Consider the following 8,236-nt stretch of genomic DNA (forward strand, 5'->3'; position numbering starts at 1 on the left):
CGTGGTATAGGTTTATATTTAGCTGCATGGTTGTCCTCCTGGTAGTGGTTTTGGTTTTCTGAAAATTTGAATGTTTAGTGCTCTTAATATTTTAATTACCAGGTGGGCAGCCTTTTTCCTTTGGTGTGGGTAGGGAGTATGTGTATACCTATGCAGGCAACAGCACTTTTTTATACTTGACCCATCTGAAATAATCATTTATAAATAAAGTTTACGGTTATGAGAAGGGTGATGAGATTTTCTCTCTAATAAAAGCTGAAATTGAAAACTTTTTCTCTGATAAGCTGAATAAGGCGGCAGTTTTTAAATGTCAGCAGGGGGTTATTTGCACTGTTGTTGAGCAGGGATTATGTAGGAGAGAAGATTATGAAAAGATTTTTTTGAGAATTAAAGAAAAGGTAAAAAGTCTTTCAAAGTTTTCCCCTGTTACTGTCGATGTTGCAGGATTTGTTGTAAGTATTTCTTCTTTAGAGAAGTTGAAGGTAGAAGATCTAAAAGATATTCTGAGAGGTTTGAATAGAGAGAGTAAGAAAAATGCTGAAAAACTTTTATTCTTGGAAGTAAGAGAAGGGTTTAAAAACTTTGAGTTTTTTAAAGATATGTCTGAAGAGATAAGAAGAAAGATAGAAACTGGCAACTTTAAACTGGCTATTCAAGGTATCTTTGATGTTCAAACAGGAAAACCTGTGCACTATGAAGTTTTACTTAGATTTGTAGATAATGATGGAAACATTGTTCCAGCTTACAAGTTTATAGATTACATATATGAGTTCAGGTTAATCCATCTACTTGACGTTGCTGTTTTAAAGAAAATACTTGAAAATTCAGGTGTTTTCACTTCTAAAAGTATATATGTGAATATCAGTCCTGTTACGTTTAAACTTTCATCATCTCTTTCAGAAGTAGAAAGGCTGGTTGAGGATATAAGATCCAACGGTATAAATATAGGTTTTGAAATAACAGAGCAGGCTATTGTTGAAGATATAGACCTTATAGTGAACGTTATGAGAGGAAGAGATATACCTGTGGGGATTGATGATTTTGGTACCGGTTATGTTTCCTTTTCTAAGTTTATAGACTTTGTAGAGGCTATAGATGTTGAGATACTAAAAGTTGATGGAAGTTATGTTAAAAAGCTTGTAAAGGAAAATTCCTCAGATAAAGCAGAGAAAGTTATTAGGGCTATTATAAGTATGTCCCGATCGCTTGGAATAAAGACAGTTGCAGGGTTTGTTGAAAATAAAGAGATTTTAGAAAAAATAAAACAGCTTAAGGTTGATTATGGGCAGGGATATCTGTTTATGAAACCTAAAGTGGTGGTTTAGCTTATTTAAATATTGTTATTTCCTTTTCAACCACGATATATCTCTTTCCGCCAAGCCTGCCGACGATCCCTTTTTGAGTTTTTAGAATCTCTTCATCATAATGGATAAATACCACTTCTCCGATTACAACAGACATGGGAGTTGCTCCAAGCTCAATAATCTCTTTAACTTTACATTCAAGAGCTGCTGGGACTCCTTTAACTATAGGTGGAGATACGGTTTCAGATGGCACTGTTTCTATTTGGAGCTTTTCTATCTCACTTTCTTCAGGTGGAAAATCTTTTCCCGATTCAACCATAGATTCAAAAAACTTTTTACTGATTACGTTTATTACAAACTCTCCTGTTCTTTTAATATTTCTAATAGTATCTTTATCCGAGCCGTCCTTCCTTTTACCTATAGATACAAAGAGCAAAGGCGGTTTTGTGGTTATTGCGTTGTAAAAACTAAAAGGGGCAAGGTTGACAGAGCCGTTTTCGTTTAATGTTGTTATCCATGCAATAGGCCTTGGAGCAACAGTGTTGAAAATCAGTTTTGAAATCAGTGATTGGTCTGCTGATTTAACATCTGCTTTTTTCATCTTCATCTCCACTGTTTCATTGCCTTTTGAGCTTCTCTTTCAAGGTCTCTTCTTTTTATAGTTTCCCTTTTATCATAAAGCTTTTTACCTTTTGCAAGTGCTATTTCCACTTTGGCCTTTCCTCTTTTGTTAAAGTAGATTCGTAATGGAATTATTGTTAAACCTTTTTCCTGAGATTTACCAAGAAGCCTTTTAATCTCTTTTTTGTGCAGGAGCAGTTTCCTTCTTCTTGTTGGTTCATGATTGAAAAGGTTTCCGTGAGAGTAGGGAGCAATATAAGCGTTAAAAAGGTAAGCTTCGTCGTTCTCTATCCTTACAAAAGAGTCACGAAGGTTTGCTTTTCCTTCTCTTAACGATTTAACTTCAGTACCTTTAAGCTCAATACCTGCCTCATACTTTTCAAGTATCTCGTAATCAAAGAACGCTTTTTTGTTCTTTATCTCTGGAGTTCTTCCGGACATGATAGTATTACTCTCCTCTTTTCTCGGTCTATCTTTTCTACTGTAAATGTGTACTCTTTGTGTTCTTTTAAATGTTTATTTTTAAGATAATCTGCAGGGATAAATCCTGCTATATCGTGTGGTAGTTCAATAAATATACCTTTTGAGGAGAGCTTAGCAACCTTTCCTTTAAGTTTTTCCCCTTCTTTAATAATTGATTCAATCTTTTCCCACGGGTCAGGATGGATTCTTTTTATGGAAAGAAATAACCTTTCCTTTTCTTTATCTATCTTTATAATTTTCACTTTTATCTTTTTCCCTATTGATGTAATTTCAAAAGGTGTTTTAAGGCCAGACCAGGAGATATCACTTTTGTGAACAAGACCGTCAACACCTTTAACATCAACAAATATTCCAAAATCAACAATATTTTTTACTCTACCTTCTACAACTTCTCCTTCTTTCAAGCTTCCCAGAATCTCTTTTCTTTTTTTCTTTCTTTCTTCTTCAATTAGCTGTCTTCGTGATATTACGATGCTCTGTCTTTTTCTGTCTATGGATAAAACTTTAGCCTTTATCTTTTTATCAAGCCAATCGTCCGGCCGTGTTACCGGGATTATGTCAACCTGAGAAAGGGGCAAAAAGGTGTATATGCCGCTTCCTATGTCAACTTTATAACCGCCTCTTACTTTTTGTCTGATTATTCCTTCCACTATCTTTTCTTTTTCAAGGCGGTTGGCGGTTTCTTCCCACTTTTTCAGTGTTCTGACAGTTGATATGGATAAGATGGCATAACCGTCTTCAGTTTCCGGCTCAACTATGGAAACTTCTACCTTATCCCCAATTTCTGGCAGAGTTTCAAACTCTTCTATTGGAACAACTCCTTCACTTTTTCCCCCGTAATCCACAAACACATCTTTTCCGTTTATTTTTATTACGGTACCCTCTATTATCTTTTTCTTTCCCTTTCTTTTTTTAAAGTATTCATCAAGTAGTTTTGCAAAGTCCTCTTTCAACAGTTTCTCCCCCTTTTAAAATAGTTTTGATACGTTCTATAACCTCCTCTATTATCCACTGGGGTGTTGAAGCCCCTGCAGTTATTCCTATTTTTTCTATGTTTTTAAACCAGGATTCATCTATCTCTTCAGCTGATTCAATGTGGAAAGAGTTTCTGTTTAATTTTTTTGAAATGGCGTAAAGTTTACCTGTGTTTGAACTGTTTTTCCCTCCTATTACTATCATCATGTCTACCTGCTGGGCTAATTTTCTTGTCTCTTCCTGCCTTACTTTTGTTGCTTTGCAGATGGTGTTAAAAAGTTTCATTTCTTTGATTTCTTTTGATAGGGAAGCGACAAATTTTGATAGAAGTTCGGAATTTAAAGTTGTTTGACAGACAATTCCAAGTTTTTGAAACGGAGGTAGTTTTTCTATGTCGTTTTCGTTTTCTACGATTACAGGGTCTTTTACATGTCCTGCTATGCCTATCACTTCAGGATGAGAGCTGTTTCCAAGAATACATACAGGATAACCTTCCTTTTCAAGGGATATGGCTTTTTCTTGAATTGCTTTAACAAACGGACAGGTGGCATCAACAATGAAAATTCCTTTTTCTTTTAATTTTTTAATTATATCTGGAGGAACTCCATGAGAGCGTATAATAACTGTGGAGTTTTTCGGGATTTCGTTTATGGAGTCAATTTTCTTTATACCAAGAGTTTCAAGCCTTTTAATCTCCTGAGGATTGTGGATAAGTTCACCAAGAGAGTAAACAGTGCCGTTTTTTTTTGCTGCAGCAATTGCCATGTTAACGGCTCTTTTAACACCCCAGCAAAAACCTGCACTTTTAGCAACTATTATTTTCAACCTGAAGCTCCTTTATCTTTTCCATAATTATCCTGGAAGCTTTTTCATAGTTTTCTTTTGTATCTTCCAATTCTATCGTAAACGGTTTTCCGAACTTTATTTTAACATGAGCCATTCTGGGAAATTTAGCTCCCTTAGGAAGCAGATCTTCACTTCCATCTATTAAGCATGGGATGAGAGGGACATTTGCTTTTACAGCTATCATTCCTGCACCTATCTTGGGTTTTAGAAATTTCCCTTTTTGTGCTCTTGTCCCTTCAGGAAAGAGACAGAGCAGCTCCCCTTTTTTTAAAACTGTTAGGGCGGTTTTAATCGCTTTCAGGTCAAATTTTCCCCTTCTGACAGGGAATCCATTTCCCCAGTGTTTAATTAGTGTTGAGATAAAAGGCGTTTCAAAAAGCTCCGCTTTAGCCATAAAAAATACCGGCCTTTTCATCACAGCATAAGCTACAAGTGGAGGGTCCATAAAACTTCTGTGGTTTGATACAAGAAGCACGGGTCCTTTTAGAGGAATATTATTCCTCCCTTCCACTTCTAAGTGTGCAAGCTTTGCTATAGCAGCACCAGCTGTTTTTAGCCATATATAGTAAGCTTTTTTTCTTTTAAGCCAGGGATAGGTTTTTGTTATCGGTTCCATTGTGCTCCTTGTTATCAGAAGTCAAGATTCACTCCAGCAAAATAGGAGGTGGCTTTGTCCATAGTTAAGTTTTTGGATATTAGGAATTCAAAGGATAATCCAGGAGCAACAGTTAAATCAAAACCTCCTTTGACCCTCATTACAACATAGTTTTCAATAGTATCTCTGAACCAGTCTCCTGTATCGCTGAACTTTTTTATATCTGGGAAGTTATCTGTTCTTAAACCTATTCCTGGAGCTACTCCGAAAAACGGTACCAGTGTGAAATTATTCCCAACAGCCAAGATTTCTCTATTTGCACCTATGTATGGAAATTGAAGGAGAAAGTTATATGTGAAATCTATTTTTCTTATGCCGTCACTGTAAAATTTTTCCCATCCAAAAAGAAAGCTGTATCCGTGGCGAAGGTAGTTTTTATAAGTTAGAACGCCTATTTCAATATTTTTACAGTTATCAAAGCTTTCTTTTTCACTTGAAGAGTAGCCTATGTTTACAAAAACTTTTCTTCCAGATATGAAGCTTCTATTTAATGCCGAGAGCGTTCCGTATCCAGCAAGAGCTGTTTGTGAAAGAAAGGAGAAAGCCAAGCCAACTAAAAATATGAACTTTTTCATTCTTTACCTCTTATAGGTGAAGTTTTTATAATCAATTTTATCAAATTGTGAAGGAGGTGGGTGATGGATTGTCCATTCTGCAAAATGGGGGAGCTGAAAATTGTTATGGAGAATGATTTAAGTTTTGCTATATTTGATAAATATCCTGTAAATCCCGGGCATATGCTTATTATTCCGAAAAGACATGTAAGTAGTTGGTTTGATACAACGTGGGAGGAAAAGAAGGCTATATGTGAGCTTCTTGATGAAGCAAAAGCTTTTATTGACAGAGAGTTTTCTCCAGATGGTTATAATATCGGTATTAATGTTGGAGAAGCAGCAGGACAGACAATTTTTCATCTTCATGTTCACCTTATACCAAGGTATAAAGGGGATATTGATGATCCTATGGGCGGAGTTAGAGGTGTTATTCCTGAAAAGAGAGTTTATAAGAGGTGATTATGAAAGTAAGTGTAATCCAGTTTAACACAGAAGCGGGAGAGTTTAATAGAAACTGGAACAGATCGTTGACTTTTTTAAATTTTTGCGACGATAACTCCATTGTTGTTTTTCCCGAGGTTTTTTCAACAGAATTTGCTTACGACTGTATGGATGAGGCTGCAAAGTTTGGATTAACAGTTCTGGACTTTTTGATTAAACTTTCTGAAAGTTCAGGTTCTGTGTTTGTTTTTACAGTTATAGAGAAAGGTTTAAACGGTTTTTATAACGTTGTTAAAGTGATTGATTGTGGGAAGGAAGTTCTTTCAAGACCTAAGATAAAACTCTTTAAACCTTTTGAAGAGGATAAGTACTTTAAGTCCGGGAAGTTTCCGGATGATCTTAAAGTTGTGGAGACCAGCAAGGGGATAATTGCTCCTTTGATTTGCTTTGAGTTAAGATTTTCGGAATTTTTTCTTCATTTTCTTAAAGAAAATGTTCAGATTGTTACCATTTCTGCTCAGTGGGGAAGGGCAAGAAAAAAGCACTGGGAAATACTTCTTCGTGCAAGAGCTATAGAGAATCAAGTTTTTGTTGTTGGCGCAAACGGGACAGGTGATATGGCCGGTTCTTCTGCAATAATAGACCCGTGGGGAAGGGTTCTTGGAGATATGGGAGACGGAGAGGGTGTTATTTCAGCTGATATTTCCCTTTCTGTTATTGAGCAGGTAAGGAGAAAGCTTCCTATGGAGAGGTGAATTATGGGGGTTTTTGATTTAAAAGATAAGGTGATAGAAAAGGCAATTTTGAATATAGGGAAGGAAAATCTTGGTCTAAGAAAAAATGAGCGGTTGCTTGTGCTTTCAGACTGGCATAAAACAAAAATAGGTGAGTGGCTTTTTAATGGTTTGAAGAATATGGTTAAAGAGGCTTTACATTTCTCCTATAAACCCACCATAAGGCATGGGATTGAACCGCCTGAGACTGTATGGATGGCTGCTTTTGGTGCTTCTGCTGTTCAGGCTTTAAAGGAAGAGGGTTTATTTAAAAAGATTTTGGATAAAGAGATCGGTAAACTGGAGGAGGAACGGATTTTCTCAATCTTAAAAGGAGAAGTGGCAAATGCGCCTGATGTTGTTTTGGCTGTTAACAGGTTTTCCATAAGTCATACCTTCTTTAGAAAGCTGTGCACCGATATTTTTGGTATCAGGTTTGTCAGTATGCCACTTTTTGAGCCGTTTATGTTTTACACTTCAATGCAGGCAGATTGGGAGAAGGTAGAGGAAAGAAGTTTAAAGATTGCACAAATCTTAACAGAAGGAGAAAAAGTTTGTGTTGTCTCTTCAGATGGTACAAATATTTCTTTTGATATTTCAAGCAGGAAAGGAGTAGCAGATACTGGTAGGTTTTTAAGTCCCGGGTGTTTTGGGAATCTGCCAGCAGGAGAGGCTTTTATAGCTCCTGTTGAAGAAAAAGCAGAAGGAGTCTTTGCTACACACTGGGCACCTGATAGAAGACTTAAGGAGCCTGTTAAGTTTTTTGTTAAGAAGGGAAAGGTTGTTAATATTTCAGGAGAAAAAGAGTTTTGTAGTTATATGGAAAGGGTTTTTATGGAAGATGAAAGGCACAGAAATGTTGCTGAACTTGGAATAGGAACTAATGACAAAGCTGTCAGATTTGATAACATTCTTGAAGGGGAGAAGATTCTGGGGACTTGCCATATTGCTGTTGGTGATAACAGTGCCTTTGGTGGCAGGGTAAGGGCAAAAGTGCATATAGATTTTATTGTGGAGAAGCCGACCCTGATTGTTTATAGAGGAAATGAAAAGGTGAAGATTATAAAAGAGGGAAAATTGGTTGTATAGGTGGATTGATATGGAGCGGGCGACGGGATTCGAACCCGCGACCCTCAGCTTGGAAGGCTGATGCTCTAGCCAGCTGAGCTACGCCCGCATCATGGTGGAGGGGGCAGGATTCGAACCTGCGTAGGCGTCAGCCGGTGGATTTACAGTCCACTGCCTTTGACCGCTCGGCCACCCCTCCGTTAGGGGTCAAATGGTGCCGGCTGAGGGAGTCGAACCCCCGACCTGGTGATTACAAGTCACCCGCTCTAGCCAACTGAGCTAAGCCGGCACTTTCAAATCTTGCGAGAGAATAATATAAGCTTTCTTTCCTATATGTCAATAAATTTTGAGGAAAAATCCCTGCATAGGTATACACATACTCCCCACCCACACCAAAGGAAAAAGGCTGCCCACCTGGTAATTAAAATATTAAGAGCACTAAACATTCAAATTTTCAGAAAACCAAAACCACTACCAGGAGGACAACCATGCAGCTAAATATAAACCTATACCACG

General features: G+C 37.2%; 10 protein-coding genes and 3 tRNA genes. 4 read left to right on the top strand and 9 right to left on the bottom strand.

Going from position 1 to position 8,236, the window contains the following annotated elements; all coding sequences use genetic code 11:
• Positions 1–380: 380 nt before the first annotated feature.
• On the top strand, positions 381–1,325 hold the full coding sequence (locus CHB58_RS08825; RefSeq protein WP_089323745.1) for an EAL domain-containing protein: 945 nt from the start codon (positions 381–383) through the stop codon (positions 1,323–1,325).
• A 1-nt stretch (position 1,326) separates the two neighbouring features.
• Here the strand turns inward: CHB58_RS08825 and CHB58_RS08830 are convergent, their stop codons facing one another.
• Genes CHB58_RS08830 through CHB58_RS08855 form a run of 6 tightly spaced genes read right to left on the bottom strand, consistent with a single transcriptional unit; the run spans position 1,327 to position 5,459 of the window.
• Complete coding sequence (locus CHB58_RS08830) at positions 1,327–1,905, bottom strand: flavin reductase family protein (protein ID WP_089323746.1); 579 nt, start codon at positions 1,903–1,905, stop codon at positions 1,327–1,329.
• A 2-nt stretch (positions 1,906–1,907) separates the two neighbouring features.
• Positions 1,908–2,366 (bottom strand): SsrA-binding protein SmpB, encoded by a 459-nt coding sequence (smpB, locus tag CHB58_RS08835; RefSeq protein WP_089323747.1) that lies wholly within the window; start codon positions 2,364–2,366, stop codon positions 1,908–1,910.
• Positions 2,342–3,361 (bottom strand): S1 RNA-binding domain-containing protein, encoded by a 1,020-nt coding sequence (locus CHB58_RS08840; RefSeq protein ID WP_089323748.1) that lies wholly within the window; start codon positions 3,359–3,361, stop codon positions 2,342–2,344. Before CHB58_RS08840 ends, smpB begins: the two co-directional genes overlap by 25 nt.
• A complete protein-coding gene (ispH, locus tag CHB58_RS08845; RefSeq protein WP_089323749.1) occupies positions 3,333–4,208 on the bottom strand; it encodes a 4-hydroxy-3-methylbut-2-enyl diphosphate reductase in 876 nt (291 codons plus the stop codon). Before ispH ends, CHB58_RS08840 begins: the two co-directional genes overlap by 29 nt.
• Positions 4,189–4,845, bottom strand: a complete 657-nt coding sequence (locus CHB58_RS08850) for a lysophospholipid acyltransferase family protein (protein ID WP_089323750.1) — start codon at positions 4,843–4,845, stop codon at positions 4,189–4,191. The genes ispH and CHB58_RS08850 overlap by 20 nt, the downstream gene beginning before the upstream one ends.
• Positions 4,846–4,859: 14 nt before the next feature.
• The gene (locus CHB58_RS08855; RefSeq protein ID WP_089323751.1) at positions 4,860–5,459 is read right to left on the bottom strand and encodes a hypothetical protein; all 600 of its coding nucleotides are present in this window, start codon (positions 5,457–5,459) and stop codon (positions 4,860–4,862) included.
• A gap of 63 nt (positions 5,460–5,522) precedes the next feature.
• Here CHB58_RS08855 and CHB58_RS08860 point away from each other — a divergent pair, with 63 nt between their 5' ends.
• The 3 genes from CHB58_RS08860 to CHB58_RS08870 are packed head-to-tail and all read left to right on the top strand — an operon-like array spanning position 5,523 to position 7,741.
• Positions 5,523–5,897, top strand: a complete 375-nt coding sequence (locus tag CHB58_RS08860) for an HIT family protein (protein ID WP_089323752.1) — start codon at positions 5,523–5,525, stop codon at positions 5,895–5,897.
• Positions 5,898–5,899: 2 nt separating this feature from the next.
• The gene (locus CHB58_RS08865; RefSeq protein ID WP_089323753.1) at positions 5,900–6,634 is read left to right on the top strand and encodes a nitrilase-related carbon-nitrogen hydrolase; all 735 of its coding nucleotides are present in this window, start codon (positions 5,900–5,902) and stop codon (positions 6,632–6,634) included.
• A 3-nt stretch (positions 6,635–6,637) separates the two neighbouring features.
• Positions 6,638–7,741, top strand: a complete 1,104-nt coding sequence (locus tag CHB58_RS08870; protein WP_089323754.1) for an aminopeptidase — start codon at positions 6,638–6,640, stop codon at positions 7,739–7,741.
• 11 nt (positions 7,742–7,752) lie between these two features.
• On the opposite strand, the gene CHB58_RS08875 is transcribed toward CHB58_RS08870, so the two are convergent.
• From CHB58_RS08875 to CHB58_RS08885, 3 genes are all read right to left on the bottom strand, one after another.
• Positions 7,753–7,829: transfer RNA gene (locus CHB58_RS08875), tRNA-Gly, on the bottom strand.
• Between the two features lie 4 nt (positions 7,830–7,833).
• A tRNA-Tyr gene (locus CHB58_RS08880) sits at positions 7,834–7,919 on the bottom strand.
• A gap of 13 nt (positions 7,920–7,932) precedes the next feature.
• Positions 7,933–8,009: transfer RNA gene (locus CHB58_RS08885), tRNA-Thr, on the bottom strand.
• Between the last annotated feature and the right edge of the window lie 227 nt (positions 8,010–8,236).

This window comes from Desulfurobacterium atlanticum (genome assembly GCF_900188395.1).
Taxonomy (GTDB): domain Bacteria; phylum Aquificota; class Aquificia; order Desulfurobacteriales; family Desulfurobacteriaceae; genus Desulfurobacterium_A; species Desulfurobacterium_A atlanticum.

Excerpts from the sequence above, each read along its gene's own strand:
- CHB58_RS08860 (WP_089323752.1), top strand. The coding sequence starts at position 5,523 with ATGGATTGTCCATTCTGCAAAATGGGGGAGCTGAAAATTGTTATGGAG.
- CHB58_RS08855 (WP_089323751.1), bottom strand. The coding sequence starts at position 5,459 with ATGAAAAAGTTCATATTTTTAGTTGGCTTGGCTTTCTCCTTTCTTTCA.
- smpB (WP_089323747.1), bottom strand. The coding sequence starts at position 2,366 with ATGTCCGGAAGAACTCCAGAGATAAAGAACAAAAAAGCGTTCTTTGAT.
- CHB58_RS08865 (WP_089323753.1), top strand. The coding sequence starts at position 5,900 with ATGAAAGTAAGTGTAATCCAGTTTAACACAGAAGCGGGAGAGTTTAAT.
- CHB58_RS08850 (WP_089323750.1), bottom strand. The coding sequence starts at position 4,845 with ATGGAACCGATAACAAAAACCTATCCCTGGCTTAAAAGAAAAAAAGCT.
- CHB58_RS08870 (WP_089323754.1), top strand. The coding sequence starts at position 6,638 with ATGGGGGTTTTTGATTTAAAAGATAAGGTGATAGAAAAGGCAATTTTG.
- CHB58_RS08830 (WP_089323746.1), bottom strand. The coding sequence starts at position 1,905 with ATGAAAAAAGCAGATGTTAAATCAGCAGACCAATCACTGATTTCAAAA.